Origin of the sequence: Comamonas endophytica (assembly GCF_023634805.2) — a bacterium.
Lineage (GTDB): Bacteria > Pseudomonadota > Gammaproteobacteria > Burkholderiales > Burkholderiaceae_C > Comamonas > Comamonas endophytica.
In genome coordinates this window covers 728,045-743,761 of sequence record NZ_CP106881.1, presented here as the reverse complement: position 1 = coordinate 743,761, position 15,717 = coordinate 728,045, and the positions used below count along the sequence as shown (strand labels likewise).

The following is a 15,717-nucleotide window of genomic DNA, read 5'->3' as shown; positions in this document are numbered from 1 at the left end:
GAACCAAAGGAAGCCCATGTCCGTCTTGTTGATTGCCGGCAGCCCCTCGCCGACCTCCCGCTCCGCGGCCCTGCTGGAATGCGTGGGCCAGCGCCTGGCCAGGCACCATGCCGACGTGCGACGGTTGCAGATCCGCGAGCTGAACGCGCGGGCGATGCTGCAGGCCGATTTCGCCGACCCCTCGATCGCGCGCGCCGCACGCCAGGTGGCCGAGGCCCAGGTGGTCATCGTTGCCACGCCGATCTACAAGGCGGCCTACAGCGGCGTGCTCAAGCTGTTTCTCGACCTGCTGCCGCAGACCGGCCTCAAGGGCAAGACGGTGCTGCCGCTGGCCACCGGCGGCAGCCCGCACCACATGCTGGCGCTGGATTACGCACTGCGCCCGGTGCTGCAGGCGCTGGGCGCCAGGCAGGTGCTCGCGGGCATCTACGCCACCGACGCGCAGGTCTGCGTGCTGCCCGAGGGCGCGAGCACCCTGGCGCCGGAGCTGGCGCTGCGCGTCGATGAAGCGGTTCGGGTGCTGGCGGGGGAGGTGTTGCGGGTGGGAACTCCCGTGGTGACGGGGCAGGCGGTGAGCGCCAGGCGGCCGGCGAACGATCTGGGGGTGGAGTCTGCCGAGGTGTCGATCGCCAAGCTTTGAGGGACGCCGGAGGGTGGCGTGTGGGTGGATCTTGAGGGCAGGACGTCCATCCTTCGGCGGGGCCGCCCAGGCAAGCTCAGGACGAACGGAGGTTTTTGCCGTTCGCCCTGAGCTTGTCGAAGGGTAGACGGCCTGTCCTCACGAAGAAAAGCGCAGTGTCCTCGCCGGCACTGCGTTTCCCGGTCAAAGATGCATCAAACCGTCTGGAAATGATGCGTCCCATCCCGCTTCAGCTGATCCACCAGCCCGAACTCCCAATCCAGATACGCCTGCATCGCGCTGTGCGGCGCCTCGGTGCCTTCATAGGGGCGGCGGTAGCGGTCGATGCGCGGCGATGCGAGGCGGGTCTCGCCTTCTTCCAGCGGCAGGCCTTCGGCAATCCAGGCCTGGGTGCCGCCGGCCAGCGCATAGACCGGGGCGCCGGTGATATCGGCCAGCTCCTTTGCCGCGAAGCGCGCCAGCAGGCTGGTGCCGCAGGTCACGACATAGCGCTCGGCCTTGGGGATGTTCTCCACGGCCTGCGCCAGCTGCGAGCGCAGCGCGAACCAGGCTCCAGGGATGTGGCGCTTCACGTAGTTGGCGCTGCCGGTGAAGTCCAGCAAGGCGGTGGCGGGCTTGCCGTCGCCGCCTTCGAGCCAACCCGCCAGCGTCTGCGCCGTGATGTCCTGCACCGCGCCCGCGGGTTCGGGGTGGACGCTGGCGGGCTGGCCGGTTTCGTTCCAGTCGTCCGCGCCGACGCCATCGAGCACCCACGCCTCCCAGCCCATCTGCGCCAGCCACGAGGCGGTCATGCTGGCGCGCACGCCGTCGTCGTCCGCCAGCACGATGCGCGCGCCGCGCACCGGCGCTGCGTGGTCGGTTTCCTGCACCAGCTGGCCGCCGGGGTAGTTGCGAAAGCCCGCGAGATGCCCGGCCGCGAATTCCTCGGCGCTGCGCACGTCGAAGAAATAGGTGGTGCGGGTGAGCTCGTCGGTGAATTGCTGCAGCTGGTCGCGGCTCGCGCGGCGCACGCCGGCGCGGTCGGCGACGGCGCGGGCGCGCTCTGCCGCCTGGGCGCGCTGTTCTTCCTGGACCTCGGGCGCGCGGCGGTCGGCGCCATGCTCGAGCTGCTGGCCGGCCAGCAGCCAGCCGATGGTGCCGTTGCGCAGCGCGGTGATGCGGTTGGGCAGCCCGGCGTTGACCAGCGACTGCGCGCCGATCAGGCTGCGCGTGCGGCCCGCGCAGTTGACGACGATATGCGTGGACGGGTCGGGCGCGAGCGTGGCGGCGCGCAGCACCAGCTCGGCGCCGGGCACGCTCACGCCGCCGGGAATGCTCATCGTCTGGTATTCATCGAAGCGGCGTGCATCGAGCACCACGACATCGGCTTTCCTGTCGAGCAGTTCCTTGACTTCCTCGGCCGCCAGCGATGGCGTGTGGCGTTCCGCCTCGAGCCATTCGCCAAAGGCCTTGCTCGGCACGTTCACGTCGATGAACAGTTCATAGCCCGCGTTCTCCCAGCCGGCAAGGCCGCCCGCGAGCACGTGCACCTGCGTGTAGCCCAGCGCCTGCAGCCGCTGCGCGGCCACCTCGGCCAGGCCTTCGCCGTTGTCATACACCGCGATGCGCGTATCGCGCCGCGGCAGGCGCTGCCAGGCATCGATCTCGATGCGCCCTGCGGGCAGGTTGGCAGCCCACAGCGGATGGCCCTCGGCAAAGGGCGCCTCCTCGCGCACGTCCAGCAGCGCGATCTCCTCGCCCGCCATCAGGGCCTGGCGGATGTCTTCGGGGGTCAGTTGGGGTGTGGAATTGCTCATGGGGCCTTTTCAAGGGTGGAGGATTCTTGGCGGGCGGCATTCGCATAGCCGGACACGAAGGGCTTGGCGGCACCGTCCTCGGTGAACACATGGCGCTGCACCTTGCCGATGTCGGCGCCGTAGACATGGATGCTGATCGAGACCTGGTCAGGCAGGGCGTTGCGCACGCGGTGCACGTCGCCAATGGTGGGCGACACGGCTTCGACCTCGCCCGGCAGCAGGCGCCGCGCCGGGCCCTCGGGCTGCCAGCGGCCGCGGGCGTCGCGCGCGAAATGCTGGCCTTCCTCGGCGCCGCGCAGCATGCCGATCAGGCCCCAGACGGTGTGGTCGTGGATCGGCGTGCCCTGGCCCGGGCCCCAGACGAAGCTGACCACGGAAAAGCGCCCGGCCGGGTCGGCATGCAGCAGGAACTGCTGGTAGTGCAGGGGGTGGGGCTGGGCCAAGGCGTCGGGCAGCCAGTCGTCATGGGCGACCAGCGACTGCAGCAGCGGCCGGGCATCGGCCAGCAGCGCTGCTTCATCGGCGCTGCGCTCCACCACCTGGGTGAGCTGCTGAACGAAGCGCTGCAGGCGCGGCGCGGGCGTGGTGGTTTCAGTGGACATGTGTGGATTACAGCGTGGGAGCGGGGTTCGCGTAAACGCTGATTTCCGCATATGGATGGCCGTTTTTGTTCGTTCCCCTGGCGCCCGCCATTGACTTCAATCGAGGCTCAGCTTCAACCGCCACGAAAGGACAGCATGGACAGCGTACAGAACCGGGATGGATCGCAAGGTAGGACATGGTCGCGCCGGCATCTGCTGCGCGCGGCCGGCGCCGCCACCCTGGCCGGCGCGGCGGGCGTGGCGGCGCAGCGCGCGGCAGCCGCCGGGCCGCTGCGCCCGATCAAGCTGGCGTGGAACGCCAACGCCATCTGCCTGTCGGCCGCGCCCGTGGCCGTCGAGCGCGGCATCTTCGAGAAGCATGGGCTCAAGGTGGAACTGGTCAACTTCGCGGGCGCGACCGACCAGCTGCTGGAGATCATCGCCACCTCCAAGGCCGATGCCGGGCTAGGCATGATCCACCGGTGGATCAAGCCGCTGGAGTCGGGCTTCGACGTCAAGCTCGTCGGCAGCTCCCATGGCGGCTGCTCGCGCCTGGTGGGCTACTCGCCCGCCGGCATCAGGCAGCTCAAGGACCTCAAGGGCAAGACCATTGCAGTGTCCGATCTGAATTCGCCGGGCAAGAACTTCTTCTCGGTGCTGCTGGCAAAGGCCGGGCTCGACCCCGAACGCGACGTCAGCTGGCGCCAGTTTCCCGGCGACATGCTGGGCCTCGCCGTGGAGAAGGGCGAGGCGCATGCCATTGCCGATGGCGACCCGAACCTGCTGCTGGTGCAGCGGCGCACCAAGGGCCTGGTCGATCTGGCCAGCAATCTTTCGGGCGAGTACGCAGCCAAGACCTGCTGCGTGCTGGGCGTGAGCGGGGCGCTGGTGCGCAATGACCGGCCGGCCGCGGCGGCGCTGACGCGCGCCATCGTCGAGGCCTCGGATTTCATCTCCGACAACCCGGCCGAGACGGCGCGCATCTTCAGCCCGTACTCCAGGGTGCCGGAAAGCGAGCTGCGCGCCGTGCTGGGCACGCTCACGCACCGCAGCCACCCGGTGGGCAAGCCGTTGCGCGACGAGATCGAGTTCTATGCGCGCGACTTCAAGCGGGTGAAGGTACTCAAGCCGAGTACCGATCCCGCGCGCTTTGCGGCCCATGTCCATGCGGACGTGCTGTCCTGATTCCACTGGAGCCATGCCATGAGCACCCTTGCCGAACATATACTGCCGGGCCATCCCGAGCGCCGGCGGCCGGACGAAGGCCGCCTTGAAGTGGAGCTGGCGCCCCTGGCTCCCGCCGTGCAAGCCATTGTGAACTCTACGCCACGCACCCCTCTTTGGTGGCAAGGCGCGCTGGCCGCGCTGGCCTGGGCGCTGCTGGCGCTGCTGACCCACCTGTGGCCCAACCTGCCCGCGGGCTTCACCGAATGGGCCTACACGACGGAGTTTGCCGCGGGCGCGGCGGTGGTGTCGGCGCTGCTGTGGGCGCTGGTGTTTGTGCCCCGAAGCCTGCGGCCCATCGCCCGGCTGCGCGAGCGCTTGCGGCCCGCGGGCCCCTGGCTGGTGGCGCTGGCGCTGGGCCTGGCGTCCTGGGAAGTACTGACGGCCAAGCTGGGCCGGCTGCCCACGCCTTTCTTTGCGCCGCCGCAGGCGCTGGTCGAGGTGTATGCCACCGACACCGAACGCCTGGCCGAGAGCGCGCTGAATTCGCTGCGCCTGCTGGCCATCGGCATCGGCATCGGCGCGCTGGCGGGTTTCGTCACCGGCGTGCTGATCGGCTGGTCGCGCACCGCCAGCTACTGGATCCACCCGGTGCTGCGCGTTCTTGGGCCGGTGCCGACCACGGCGCTGCTGCCGGTGAGCTTTTATTTCTTTCCCTCGAGCTGGTCCACGGCGGTGTTCCTGATCGCGCTGGGCATGGCTTTTCCGGTGGCCATCCTGACCTGGTCGGGCGTGGCCGGCGTGCACAAGAACTTCTATGACGTGGCGCGCACGCTCGGCGCCTCGCAGTGGTTCCTGGTGCTGCGCGTGGCGATTCCCGCGGCGCTGCCGCAGGTGTTCGTGGGCCTGTTCATGGGGTTGGGCGCGGCATTCTCGACGCTGGTCGTCGCGGAGATGCTGGGCGTGAAATCGGGCCTGGGCTGGTATCTGACCTGGGCGCAGGGCTGGGCCGCGTATCCCAACATGTACGCGGCGCTGATCCTGATGGCGCTTCTGTTCTCGGGCGTGATCAGCCTGCTGTTTGCGTTCCGGGACCGCGTGCTGTCCTGGCAGAAGGGGACCTTGAAATGGTGATGACCGCGACCGTGGCGCAGACGCCTGCGCAGTACCTTGCCCCCGCTGCCGGCGCGCGCATCGAAGTCCAGGGCGTGAGCCACTGGTTCGCGCAGCGCGGCCCATCGGCAGCCGATGCGGCCAGGCTGCAGGTCATCGACGATCTGGATCTGGACATCGCGCCCGGCGAATTCGTCGCGCTGCTGGGCCCGAGCGGCTGCGGCAAGAGCACCTTGCTGCGCCTGGTGGCGGGGCTGGAGCCGGCAAGCAGAGGGCGGCTGCTGCAGGATGGCGCGGCCATCACCGACCCCGACCCCTCGCGCATCGTCGTGTTCCAGGACCCGACGCTGTTTCCCTGGCGCTCGGTCCGGGACAACGTCGCGCTGGGCCTGCAGGCGCGCGGCCTGCTCAAATCGCAGGGCCACCGCGTCGACGAGGCGCTGGCGCTGGTCGGGCTCGAAGCCTTTGCGCGCGCGCTGCCGCACGAGCTCTCGGGCGGCATGGCGCAGCGCGTGGCGCTGGCGCGCGCATTGGTCAACGACCCGCGCCTGCTGGTGCTGGACGAGCCGCTGGGCAAGCTCGACTCGCTCACGCGCCTGTCGATGCAGACCGAGCTGGTGGCGCTGTGGCAGCGCAAGGGTTTCTCGGCGCTGCTGGTGACGCACGATGTGGAGGAGGCGCTGTTCATGGCACAGCGCGTCGTGGTGTTTTCCGAGCGGCCCGCGCGCATCCGCGAGGTGCTGGTCAACGATCTGCCCTATCCGCGCCACCGCGGCGACCCGCGGCTGGCCGAGCTGCGGCGCCAGGCGCTGGCGCTGCTTGGGCTGGGAGACAGCTGGTAATCCATGCTTGTGAGCAGCGAGTTCCTGAACGGCGTGCTCGAAGCGCTGTACGCCGCGCAGCTCTTGCTGCGCGATGCCTGGCATGCGCTGGGCCTTTCGGGGGAAGTGGCGCAGCAGCCGGCCTGGCCCTTTGCACGGCGCCTGGCGGCCGAGCGGCTGCTGCTCGAGCCCGGGCATGCGCGCCGCGTCGTCGTCACGCTGGCCTGCGTGGCGGGTGCCATTGCGCTGCTGTCGGCCGCGCTGATTCTGGCGGTGCTGCGGCGCCGCCGGATCTGGCGCCATGGCGTGCTGGCCGCGGCCGCGGCCTTGCTGGTGTTCGCTCCCTGGCCCGCTAGCGCCTTGCTCTGGGCCCCGGCCGTGCCCAGCAGCCTGCACCGCGCGCCCGCGGCATTCTCGGCCCAGAGCATCGTTCAAGGGCAGGGCGTGTTTGCGCAGCACTGCGCGCAGTGCCACGGCGCGGATGCGCGCGGCGAAGGCCCGCTGGCCAGCCAGTTGGCGCAGTGGCCGCCCGATCTTGCCGGCGGGCTGCTTTGGAAACGGCTCGAAGGCGAGCTGTTCTGGCGCATCCGCCATGGCCTGCGCGATGCGCGCTCGGGCGCCGAAACCATGCCCGGAACGCCCGCGCTTTCCGACCAGGAGATCTGGTCGGTGCTGGACTTCCTGCAGGCCCGCGCCGCGGGGCGGATGCTGCGCGACATGGGCGCCTGGGAGCGTCCGGTACGGCTGCCCGCAAGCACACTGGATTGCCGCCATGGCGGGCAGCGCAGCAGCGAGAGCTTGCGTGGGCAGCGGCTGCAGCTGGTGCTGCCGGCGGCAGGCGTCCAGGCCTTGCCGCAGGAAGACCCGCGCTGGGTCACGGTGGTGCTGGGGGCCGTTCCAGAAGATGCCGCGCCCGAATGCCTCGCCCAGGAGCGGGCGCTGCTGCCGGCCATTGCGCTGCTGCTGGGCGTCACGCCCGAAGAGGCCCCGGGCCACAGCCTGTTCGTGGACAAGGACGGCTGGCTGCGCGCGCGTTCGGTGCCGGGGCAGGCGGGATGGTCTGCGGGCGATCTGATCTGCCGCACCGAGGCCGCGCCAGCGGCCGAAGCACCCGCACCTGGCGTGGAAGGCCTGTTGCGCCGAATGGATGCCGACCGCATGCGCCTGGTCCGCGCCGGCTATCCCCACTGAACCTGCATCCCACGAAGATCGCACAAGCAAACGCGTTTTCCTTCGTTGGCAGCCATCCCCCAGCTGCCGATCATGGGGTTTTGCAGCCCTCCAGGAGAACGCGATGTCCGTACAGATCATTGGCCTGATTGCCCCCCAGGAAGCTTCCGAGACGATTTCCCGCAGGGGGCCTGCCGTCGATACCGGTTACGTGCGCCTGCTGGCCCAGGCCCACGAGCACGCGGGCTTCGACCGCATCCTGGTGCCGGCCAGCGCCACCAGCCCCGATCCGCTGCTCACCGTGAGCTATGCCGCGGCCCATACCCAGCGCATCAAGTTCCTGCTCGCGCACCGCCCGGGCTTTGTCTCGCCGACCTTTGCGGCGCGGCAGTTCGCGACGCTGGACCACTACACCGGCGGGCGCGTCGCGGTGCACTTCATCAGCGGCGGCTCGGATGCCGACCAGCAGCGCGACGGCGACTTCCTCGGGCACGACGAGCGCTATGCGCGCACCGAGGAATACATCGCGCTGCTGCGCCGCGTATGGACCGAGCCGCAGCCCTTCGACCACGAAGGCAGCCACTACCGCGCCAGGGGCGTGAGCTCCGAAGTCAAGCCGCTGCAGCAGCCCCATCTGCCGATCTTCTTTGGCGGCGCCTCGGAGCCGGCACTGAAAGTCGCCGGCAGGCTGGCCGATGTCTACGCGCTGTGGGGCGAGTCGCTGGCGCAGGCCGGCGAGCTAGTGCGCCGCGTGCGTGCCGAGGCCGCCAGCCATGGCCGCGAGATCGGATTCAGCATTTCCTTCCGCCCGATCATTGCGCCCACCGAGGAGCAGGCCTGGGAAAAGGCAGAGCAGATCCTCGCGGCCACGCGTGCCAAGCAGGTGCAGATTGCGCATGCACGCGGCACCGGCCCGCAGCAAAGCGAAGGCGCGCGCCGGCTGCTGGCCGATGCAGCCAGGGGCGACCGGGTTGACGAACGCCTTTGGACAGCCGTGGCGCGCGAAACCGGCGGGCGCAGCAATTCGACCTCGCTGGTCGGCACGCCCGAGCAGGTGGCCGATGCGCTGCTCAAGTACTACGACCTGGGCATCACCACGCTGCTGCTGCGGGGCTTCGATCCGCTGCTCGACGCCATCGAATACGGCCGCGAACTGATTCCGCTGATCCGCGAGAAGGTCGCGCAGCGCGAAGCCGCCCGCACCCTGGAACGCAAGGCCGCCTGAGCATGAGGCTCGAGATGCGCTGGGGCGACAGCGCCCGCACGCTGGCCGCGGATTTCGGCCAGCGTGCGGTGGCGCATGACCGCGAAGGCAGCTTTCCCCACGCCAATTTCGCCGACCTGCAGCGCGCCGGCTTGCTGGCGCTGGCCGCGCCGCGCGCCTGGGGCGGGCAGCAGGCCTCGGTGGCGGAACTGGCCGAAGTCATCGGTGCCATCGGCTATGGCTGCCCGGCCACGGCGCTGGTGCTGAGCATGCAGTATCTGCAGCAGCGCGGCATGTTCCGCGCCGGCAGCTTCTGGCCCGAGCATCTTGCGCGGCAATTGGTGCAGGAGGCGGCTGGCAGCGTGTCGCTGGCCAACGCGCTGCGCGTCGAGCCCGAGCTGGGCACGCCCGCGCGCGGCGGCCTGCCGGCAACGGTGGCGCGGCGCACGCCGGATGGCTGGCGCCTGAGCGGGCGCAAGATCTACTCCACCGGCGCGCCGATCCTGCGTTGGTATGTGGTCTGGGCCCGCACCGACGATGCCGAGCCGCTGGTCGGCAGCTTCCTGGTGCGCGCGGACAGCCCGGGCGTGCGGATAGAGACCACCTGGGACCATCTGGGCCTGCGCGCCAGCGGCAGCCACGACGTGATCCTCGATGGCGTGCCCACGCCCCTCGACCACGCCATGGGCCTGGCTGCACCGGGCGCACAGGCACGCGATGTCAACGCCCAGGCGGATATGACAGTGCTGCTGGGCGCGCTCTACACCGGCGTGGCGCTGGCCGCGCGCGACTGGCTGCTGAACTTCCTGCGCGAGCGCACGCCCTCGGGCCTGGGCGCGCCGCTGGCGACGCTGCCGCGCGTGCAGGAGGCGGTGGGGCGCATCGAGGCGCTGCTGCTGTCGAATCAACGCCTGCTGGCGAGCCTTGCCAGCGATCTGGACCGCGGAGAACAGATTGCGCTGGCCGAGAGCGGCCTGGTCAAGACCCTGGTGATGCGCCAGGCCGCGGAGCTGGTGCAGGAAGCGTTGGCGCTGACCAGCAACCATGGCCTGTCGCGGCGCAATCCGCTGGAGCGCCATCTGCGCGATGTGCTGTGCGGGCGCATCCATACGCCGCAGGAAGACAGTGCGCTGGTCGTGGCGGGCCGGCATGCGCTGGAGCAGGGGCAGCGAACGGCTTGAGGCATCGTGGTGTGGGGAGCGTGCCGTTTGGGCAAAATGGCATCCGTCGATGCCTGTATGTGCATTCCCGCTCCGCCTCCATGCTGCCGGCATGGGGCTCGCAACCACCACAGTGATGCTTCCTTCTATCGCCCCGGGTCTACTGCTGCGCCCGCCCGCCCGCCACTTCAGGCGCACCCCATGAGCAGCTCCTCCTTCTCGGGCCGCGATCTGCTGGCCGCGCTGTCGGTGGTGGTGATCTGGGGGCTGAACTTCGTGGCCATGAAATGGGCGCTGGCCGACTTCACGCCCTTCCAGCTGGGCCTGTGGCGCTATGTGTTCGCGGCGCTGCCGCTGGTGCTGATCGTGCGCCGGCCCGATGTGCCCTGGCGCTGGCTCATCGCCTATGGGCTGTGCCAGGGCGTGGGGCAATTCGGCGTGCTGTTCATCGCGCTGCAGGTGGGCATGACGGCGGCGCTGGCTTCGGTGCTGATGCAGACGCAGGTGTTCTTCACCGCGCTGCTGGGCGTGCTGCTGCTGGGCGAGCAGCTCTCGCGCCCGCTCAAGTGCGGCCTAGTCTGCGCGGCCATCGGCCTGGGTTGCTTTGCCATGAACTACGCGGGCGGTGCGGCGGCCGCGGGCACCACCTTGCTGGGTTTCCTCCTGAACCTGGTGGCGGCGGCGATGTGGGCCAGCTCGAATATCGTCGCGCGGCGCATGCAGCAGGTCGCGGGCAGCTACGATGCGCTGGGCTTCGTGGTCTGGAGCGCGATCGTGCCGATCGTGCCTTTCATGCTGCTGAGCTTGCTGTTCGATGCGCCGGCGCAGCGCTGGCAATGGCCCGATGCGCCGCTGGCGAGCTGGCTGTCGGTGGCCTATCTCGGCTGGTGCGCCACCGTCACCGCCTATGCGCTGTGGACTGGCCTGCTCAAGCGCCACCCGGCGAGCCGCGTCGCGCCCTTCAGCCTGGGCGTGCCGGTCATCGGGCTGGCGGCGGGCATCCTGCTGCTGGGCGAACAGGTCACGCACTGGCAGTGGGCGGGTGGGGCATGCATCGTCGTGGCGCTGGTGGTGGTGTTGCTGGGTGCGCGAAGACGCGCCCCCTGAGCGACTGCCCATTTTTTAAGCACCCCCCGCAAACCCAGCACCGGCGCCATTTCCGCCACTTGTTCCGGCAGTTATGCACAAGCTTGGGCACGGTCTGCAGGGATAACCGGAAGGCCCTCCTACCCGCCGAAATCCTGCGTCGGCACTTCCCTGCCGTCTTCGAACATCAGCGTGCGTTCGGGCCAGCGCAGCGCCGCCAGGTTGAAGCGCTCGTCGCGCGCCTCGCCCGCGAGCCGCGCGACCCAGCGCCCGCCCACCGAATAATCCACGCAGAACACATTGCCGCGAGGGCCATGCCAGGACAGCGGCGGCGTCTGGCCGAACAGGTTTTCCTCCTGCTTGCCATGCACCGGCACGCGCGGCGGGTGCAGCCGGCGCCAGTAGTGGCCGATGACCACCGCGGGCGCGTCGTGGTAATCGTTCCACCAGGCCATGCGCTCGACGAAGCGCCACTTGCCGCCCGCATAGAAGGGCTCGGTGCAGCGCCGTTCCAGGCCGGTGGTCAGCACTTTCAGCGGATTGAACACCGCCTTGTTGAGCTCGCTTTCCGAGTGCGCGGGCAGGAAGGGCGGGCGCTCGCGCGCATCCTCCAGGCTGTGCGGCCAGGCCAGCGCCTCGGCCGCACGGCGCGCGCGCAGCTCGCCGGCCCCGGCCTGGGTTTCGGCCACGGCCTCCCAGTGGTCGTATTGCGCGCGCAGGCTACCCAGGGGCATGGCGCGCACGGCCCTGATCTGCGGCTCGACCCAAGCCGCATGGACGATGCGCAGGTCCTCGCGCTCCAGCGCCACGGGCAGGCCGGCGGCGAATTCGGTGATCGCCTGGCGCTCGGCCTCGTCCTGCGGCTGCGCGAAGGGCGCGTACTTGGGTTGGTCGGAGGCCGTGCGGCTGTCGAAGAACCAGCCCGAGCCATCCTTGGGGTCCTCGCGCAGCAGGTTGATCTCATGGTTGCCGGCGACCGCCAGCGCACGCCCGCCTTGCACCAGCCGCCGCGCCAGCGCCAGCACTGCCGGGCTGTCGGGGCCGCGGTCGCAGAAGTCGCCGACGAAGACCAGCTGGCGCTGCGCGGGGTGGCGGCCCTCCTGGTCGTAGCCCAGTTGTGCCAGCAGCGACAGCAGGGCGTCGTATTCCCCATGGACATCGCCCACGATGTCCAGTGGGCCGGAGGGCAGCGGTTGGATCAGGCTCATGCAGTGGCTTTGGAGGCGGGGCGGCTTGCGGCCCCAGGGGCATTATTTCGAAGAACGCATTGCTTGGCGCATGCGCCGACGCAGGGAGGCGTTGCGCGTGTCGCGGCGGTGACAGCTGCAACCGACCTCAGCGCGCGGCGGCAGATGCGCGCACATAGCGCACGAAGGCATAGGGCAGGCCGGTGCGGCTCACGGCCTCGCTGCGCGTGGCCTCGACCCATTCGCTGCCCAGCTGCGGCGCGAAGGCGTCGCCCTGGAAATCGCGGTGGATCTCGGTGACTTCCACGGCGTCGGCCAGCGGCAGGGCCTGCGCATAGATCTGCGCGCCGCCCATCACCCAGACATCGGCGCTGTGCTGCGCCGCCATGGCCAGCGCCTCCTCGAGGCTTGCGGCGCGCAGCGCGCCCGCAGCCTGCCAGCCGGGCTGGCGCGTGACGACGATATTGCTGCGCCCGGGCAGCGGGCGAAAGCGCTCGGGCAGCGAGTCCCAGGTCTTGCGGCCCATGACGACGGCGCTGCCCCCGGTGAGCTGCTTGAAATGCGCCAGGTCTTCGGGCAGGTGCCAGGGCATGGCGTTGTTCTCGCCGATGACGCCATTGGCGGCGCGTGCATAGATCAATTGGACGGACATGGACAGGATCGAGACAGGAAACAGCTGGCCATTGTCCGTCATGGCCGCGATGCCGTCAGTGCGTGAGGTCGACTTGCAACTGATGGAACGTTTTGTAAACGGGTAGCGCACTCTGTAAGAGCTTGTAAACACTACTGACCCGCGGGTTTTTATTGGATCCTACAATTGGAAATATTAACTCGATAGGTTTATTAAATGACTAAGATATTGAAATCCCTGCTGCCGGCTGCAGCGGTGTTGGTTTTCAGCACAGGAGCCTTGGCCCAGGACGCCACGGCCATCGCCAATCCATTGGGTGGTTCGAAACCCGCCGAAGACAAGGTGGTCCGTTATTCAGCCGGCGATTCGATTCCATTGGGATATTTCGTGCCGGCCAGGAAAATACCTGACCAGCCCGGGGAAATGCCTGCCCAGCCCAACGAATTGCCTTCCCAGACCGGTACAGGCCGATATTCGGCGGGCGAATCCATTGTTTTGGGAACGGCGCAGGCGGTGCCGGCAGGCAAGCCGGTTGCAGCCGCCGTGGTTGCAGGCAGCTCCGTGACAACGAGCCCGGTGGCAGGCTCCCCGGTCTCAGGCCCCGTCGAGACACAATCCCCGCCGCAGTCCAAGGCAGCCTGGTTCTCCGACGCCACCCATCTTCCCCTGGCCGGCGCACTGGCCGACAGCGTGACCACGAACATCGGCCTCAACCAGCCCGGTCTCGCCGAGAAAAACGGCCTCATCAACACTTCGCCCGCAGGGCTGGTGGGCCTGTTCGTGATCAAGGCCGGCATCATCTATTACTTCGATCACCAGAAACCCGCGATCCGCAAGTCCGGTTTGAAGGCCACCGCCGGCGTCTGGAATGGCGTGGCCATGAACAACCTTCTTCTCATTGCCGGGGCATCCAACCCCATCAGCCTGATCGGCGGCGCGTTGTTCGGCGTCTTCATGTACCAACGGCAAGGACAGATACTTGAAAAGGAAGAGCTCGCGAAAAATGCACAGTGACACCTTCTGCAAGCACGATGAAAAAAGGCACCGTCAGGTGCCTTTTTTCATGGGCACCGGATCCCTGCCGATGGCAAGGCAAGCACCAATTTCACGCCGGGGATGGAATTTCCGGCGCGCAGGCGTTACCCATGCAGACAGGCCGTACGAATGCGTTCGAACGGCCAGGTCCCGTACCACTTGATGCACTTTGCAATGTCCGCAGGGACAACTGCGTCCAATTTAAGATACTTATGGTTACAAAAAAATCAATAAGTAACACGAGGCCATAGGTCGAACCTTCGACCGGGTGATTTCCGGCCATGGAAATTTCTTGACTTGCCCTTGGGCCGGGGGGTTGAGGGCAGCGTATTTCGCAGCATTCACAGGAAGCTGAAGTGAGCACATCGACCTCCTTTCCATCCAGCGTACGCCTGGCCCTGCTGCTGTGCCTGCTGGCCGAGCCCGCCATGGCGCAGTCCATTCCCGATGCGGGCTCGCTGTCGCGCGAGACCGAGCGCAACCTGGAGGCGCCGCGCGCGGTGGAGCCGCAGCGACCCGCCGCCGCGGCCCAGCCCGTGCCGCAGGACGAGAATGCGCCGCGCGTGGCCGTGCAGCGCATTTCCATCCAAGGCGCGACCCTGATTCCGCTGGAGGAACTGCAGGCGCTGGTGCAGGAATCGGTCGGCAAGTCGCTGACGCTGGCCGAGCTCGAGCAGGCCGCGCAGCGCGTGGCCCAGCATTACCGCGAACGCGGCTGGTACGTGCGCGTCTTCCTGCCGCAGCAGGATGTCACCGATGGCCATATCCGCATCCAGGTGCTCGAGGGCCGCTTTGGCGCGAGCCAGCTGGGCCAACAGAATGGCGAGCGCGCCGACGCCGAGCGTGTGCGGCAACTGGTCACCAACCGGCTGCAAGCCGGCGCGCCACTGTCGGCCGCCGCGCTCGAGCGCGGGTTGCTGCTGGCCAACGACCTCCCGGGCATCGAGGCGCAGGGGCTGCTGCAGGCCGGCCAGAGCGTGGGCCATTCCGATCTGCAGGTGGTGGTGCACGACACTCCCTTGGTGACCGGCGACATCGGCCTGAACAACTTCGGCAATCGCTCCACGGGGCGCGCGCAGGCCGTCGGCGGGCTGGCGCTCAACAACCTCACGGGCATCGGCGACCAGCTGGGGCTGCGGCTGCTGGGCTCGGAGGGCATACGCAGCGTGGTGGGCCGCTACAGCCTGCCGCTGGGCCACGATGGCTTGCGCCTCGCGGCCCATGCCTCGCTGCTGCGCTACGAGCTGGGCGGCAACTTCGGCCGCGAGCTCGAGGGCAAGTCCAGTGGCGCAGGCCTGACTCTGAGCTACCCGCTGGTGCGCCAGGGCGAGCGCAATGTGACGCTGTCGCTGGGTTATGAACACCGCCGCTACAGCGACGACGCTCTGTCGCAGCCGCTGCGCCTCAACAGGATCAACGCCCTGACCCTGGGAATGAATGGCGACCTGCGCGACGGGCTGGGCGGCGGCGGGCTGAGCTGGGCAGGCGCGGACCTGACCCAGGGGTCGTTGAACATCCGCGACATCGAAGGCAGCCGCGCCCAGGACGCGGCCGGCCCGCGCAGCGCCGGCAGCTACACCAAGCTGGCGCTGCAGCTGGGCCGACTGCAATGGCTGGGCGCGGGCTGGCAGGTGCAGGCCGCGCTGTCCGGACAGGTGGCCAACGGCAACCTTGTCAGCTCCGAGCGCATGACCTTGGGCGGCCCCAGCCAGGTGCGCGCCTACCCGATCAACGAAGCCGATGGCGACAGCGGCGTGTTGCTCAAGCTGGAGTTGCAGCGCGAGCTGGGCAGCGGCTGGCGGGCGCTGGCCTTCTATGACGCTGGCCGCATCCGCCAGCACAGGCGCCCCTGGGCCGGCTGGGACGGTGGCAGCGGCCGGGCCAACAGCTACAACCTCTCGGGCGTGGGTGCGGGCCTGAACTGGCGCGGCATTGGCAGCCTGCGCGGCTGGCAGCTGGCAACCAGCATCGCCAAGCCCGTCGGCAGCAATCCCGGGAGCAACCAGGGCCGCAACAGCGACGGCAGCCGCGAGAAAAGCGTGCGCGGCTGGATCAATCTGCAGCGCTACTTCTGACACGCAACGAGCCCGAACAAGCAGCGGCCGTGGCCGCGATGAAGACCTCCGGAA

The 15,717-nt window shown here is 68.9% G+C and carries 14 protein-coding genes; 10 read left to right on the top strand and 4 right to left on the bottom strand.

Annotated elements, in window-relative coordinates; all coding sequences use genetic code 11:
• The first annotated feature begins 16 nt into the window (after positions 1–16).
• On the top strand, positions 17–640 hold the full coding sequence (ssuE, locus tag M9799_RS03175) for an NADPH-dependent FMN reductase (RefSeq protein WP_231044203.1): 624 nt from the start codon (positions 17–19) through the stop codon (positions 638–640).
• Positions 641–834: 194 nt separating this feature from the next.
• Here the strand turns inward: ssuE and M9799_RS03170 are convergent, their stop codons facing one another.
• Positions 835–2,436: a rhodanese homology domain-containing protein gene (locus M9799_RS03170; RefSeq protein WP_231044204.1), complete on the bottom strand. Its 1,602-nt coding sequence runs from the start codon at positions 2,434–2,436 to the stop codon at positions 835–837.
• A complete protein-coding gene (locus M9799_RS03165; RefSeq protein WP_231044205.1) occupies positions 2,433–3,038 on the bottom strand; it encodes a cysteine dioxygenase family protein in 606 nt (201 codons plus the stop codon). The genes M9799_RS03170 and M9799_RS03165 overlap by 4 nt, the downstream gene beginning before the upstream one ends.
• 135 nt (positions 3,039–3,173) lie before the next feature.
• Between M9799_RS03165 and M9799_RS03160 the strand changes: the two genes are divergently transcribed.
• The 7 genes from M9799_RS03160 to M9799_RS03130 all read left to right on the top strand — a co-directional run bounded on the left by M9799_RS03160 (position 3,174) and on the right by M9799_RS03130 (position 10,756).
• Positions 3,174–4,202: an ABC transporter substrate-binding protein gene (locus M9799_RS03160; protein WP_231044206.1), complete on the top strand. Its 1,029-nt coding sequence runs from the start codon at positions 3,174–3,176 to the stop codon at positions 4,200–4,202.
• Between the two features lie 18 nt (positions 4,203–4,220).
• Positions 4,221–5,315, top strand: coding sequence for an ABC transporter permease (locus M9799_RS03155; protein ID WP_231044207.1), 1,095 nt, complete (start codon positions 4,221–4,223; stop codon positions 5,313–5,315).
• Entirely contained in the window at positions 5,309–6,136 is an 828-nt protein-coding gene (locus tag M9799_RS03150) for an ABC transporter ATP-binding protein (protein ID WP_263725587.1), read from the top strand. The genes M9799_RS03155 and M9799_RS03150 overlap by 7 nt, the downstream gene beginning before the upstream one ends.
• A 3-nt stretch (positions 6,137–6,139) precedes the next feature.
• Positions 6,140–7,306, top strand: a complete 1,167-nt coding sequence (locus M9799_RS03145; protein ID WP_231044209.1) for a c-type cytochrome — start codon at positions 6,140–6,142, stop codon at positions 7,304–7,306.
• Between the two features lie 103 nt (positions 7,307–7,409).
• On the top strand, positions 7,410–8,510 hold the full coding sequence (locus tag M9799_RS03140; RefSeq protein ID WP_231044210.1) for an LLM class flavin-dependent oxidoreductase: 1,101 nt from the start codon (positions 7,410–7,412) through the stop codon (positions 8,508–8,510).
• A gap of 2 nt (positions 8,511–8,512) precedes the next feature.
• Entirely contained in the window at positions 8,513–9,670 is a 1,158-nt protein-coding gene (locus M9799_RS03135; protein ID WP_231044211.1) for an acyl-CoA dehydrogenase family protein, read from the top strand.
• Between the two features lie 180 nt (positions 9,671–9,850).
• Entirely contained in the window at positions 9,851–10,756 is a 906-nt protein-coding gene (locus M9799_RS03130; RefSeq protein WP_231044212.1) for an EamA family transporter, read from the top strand.
• A gap of 119 nt (positions 10,757–10,875) precedes the next feature.
• On the opposite strand, the gene M9799_RS03125 is transcribed toward M9799_RS03130, so the two are convergent.
• Positions 10,876–11,943: a metallophosphoesterase gene (locus tag M9799_RS03125; RefSeq protein ID WP_231044213.1), complete on the bottom strand. Its 1,068-nt coding sequence runs from the start codon at positions 11,941–11,943 to the stop codon at positions 10,876–10,878.
• 127 nt (positions 11,944–12,070) lie between these two features.
• Positions 12,071–12,574 carry a dihydrofolate reductase gene (locus M9799_RS03120; RefSeq protein ID WP_231044214.1) on the bottom strand — a complete coding sequence of 168 codons (504 nt, stop codon included), beginning with the start codon at positions 12,572–12,574 and terminating at the stop codon, positions 12,071–12,073.
• A 207-nt stretch (positions 12,575–12,781) separates the two neighbouring features.
• Here M9799_RS03120 and M9799_RS03115 point away from each other — a divergent pair, with 207 nt between their 5' ends.
• Both M9799_RS03115 and M9799_RS03110 read left to right on the top strand, forming a co-directional pair.
• Complete coding sequence (locus M9799_RS03115) at positions 12,782–13,567, top strand: hypothetical protein (protein ID WP_263725586.1); 786 nt, start codon at positions 12,782–12,784, stop codon at positions 13,565–13,567.
• Between the two features lie 377 nt (positions 13,568–13,944).
• Positions 13,945–15,663 (top strand): ShlB/FhaC/HecB family hemolysin secretion/activation protein, encoded by a 1,719-nt coding sequence (locus M9799_RS03110; protein WP_231044216.1) that lies wholly within the window; start codon positions 13,945–13,947, stop codon positions 15,661–15,663.
• Positions 15,664–15,717: the final 54 nt, after the last annotated feature.

Bases quoted from the DNA above. Each gene is read 5' to 3' on its own strand.
- M9799_RS03120 (WP_231044214.1), bottom strand. From the start codon at position 12,574: ATGTCCGTCCAATTGATCTATGCACGCGCCGCCAATGGCGTCATCGGC.
- M9799_RS03160 (WP_231044206.1), top strand. From the start codon at position 3,174: ATGGACAGCGTACAGAACCGGGATGGATCGCAAGGTAGGACATGGTCG.
- M9799_RS03155 (WP_231044207.1), top strand. From the start codon at position 4,221: ATGAGCACCCTTGCCGAACATATACTGCCGGGCCATCCCGAGCGCCGG.
- M9799_RS03150 (WP_263725587.1), top strand. From the start codon at position 5,309: ATGGTGATGACCGCGACCGTGGCGCAGACGCCTGCGCAGTACCTTGCC.
- M9799_RS03165 (WP_231044205.1), bottom strand. From the start codon at position 3,038: ATGTCCACTGAAACCACCACGCCCGCGCCGCGCCTGCAGCGCTTCGTT.
- ssuE (WP_231044203.1), top strand. From the start codon at position 17: ATGTCCGTCTTGTTGATTGCCGGCAGCCCCTCGCCGACCTCCCGCTCC.
- M9799_RS03130 (WP_231044212.1), top strand. From the start codon at position 9,851: ATGAGCAGCTCCTCCTTCTCGGGCCGCGATCTGCTGGCCGCGCTGTCG.
- M9799_RS03140 (WP_231044210.1), top strand. From the start codon at position 7,410: ATGTCCGTACAGATCATTGGCCTGATTGCCCCCCAGGAAGCTTCCGAG.
- M9799_RS03145 (WP_231044209.1), top strand. From the start codon at position 6,140: ATGCTTGTGAGCAGCGAGTTCCTGAACGGCGTGCTCGAAGCGCTGTAC.
- M9799_RS03135 (WP_231044211.1), top strand. From the start codon at position 8,513: ATGAGGCTCGAGATGCGCTGGGGCGACAGCGCCCGCACGCTGGCCGCG.
- M9799_RS03170 (WP_231044204.1), bottom strand. From the start codon at position 2,436: ATGAGCAATTCCACACCCCAACTGACCCCCGAAGACATCCGCCAGGCC.
- M9799_RS03125 (WP_231044213.1), bottom strand. From the start codon at position 11,943: ATGAGCCTGATCCAACCGCTGCCCTCCGGCCCACTGGACATCGTGGGC.